Origin of the sequence: Collinsella sp. 4_8_47FAA (assembly GCF_000763055.1) — a bacterium.
Taxonomy (GTDB): domain Bacteria; phylum Actinomycetota; class Coriobacteriia; order Coriobacteriales; family Coriobacteriaceae; genus Collinsella.
In genome coordinates this window covers 1-678 of the sequence record NZ_KN214163.1, presented here as the reverse complement: position 1 = coordinate 678, position 678 = coordinate 1, and the positions used below count along the sequence as shown (strand labels likewise).

The window sequence follows — 678 nt, the reverse complement described above, 5'->3', positions numbered from 1 at the left end:
AACTGGTGTGTCCATCCTCGCAGTATCCGGTTCTCAAGGTGCACGCCCCGCGGCTGATCCGGTCCGACCGGGCCGCGCGGCAAGGAGATATATTGCCAGACCGGAGGGGCCCCGGGGGCGGGAATCGCGCACTCCATATTTTGTTCACAAATGAATTAACTGGGCTCCGAGTTGCTCAGAGTCACAAATATGGTCATAAACCTTGGACAGACCGTATGACCTCGGGAATCTTGCTGTCCACTGTAGACATAGCATCTTTATACCCTCGTCAGTCTCCGCTAGTAAGCCCGTAATAAATTGAAGGACAACGTTAACAAACCTATAAAACGCCAGCGGGGCTCTATCACCAATTAGATAGAGCCCCGCTGGCGGAGTGTATTTGATTAAAACAACGTTCCTGAATTGATTTGCTGGAAATAAGGAGCAAAAGATCCGTCCGGATATACGTGGCGACAGAACCCTGTAGCTGACTGAGCGCCACCAGAAAGCGGCATAAGCACAAAGATCGGCTCTACCTCACCGCGGACGACAAAGATGCCCTCGACTAAAGCCAATCCGGACACCCCTAAAGCAGATAGAGCAAATGTCGGTTTATATAACGCAAAAAGGGGGAGGCCGCGAGGCCTCCCCCTTCCAAGTTCAAGCGTACGGCTCGGTGCCGTCCACCGGTCAGCGGCG

General features: G+C 53.4%; 1 protein-coding gene. It reads right to left on the bottom strand.

Annotated elements, in window-relative coordinates; all coding sequences use genetic code 11:
- Window positions 1-383 precede the first annotated feature (383 nt).
- Window positions 384-678: hypothetical protein (locus HMPREF9463_RS11450; protein ID WP_232219806.1), on the bottom strand; the 295-nt coding region annotated here is incomplete at its 5' end.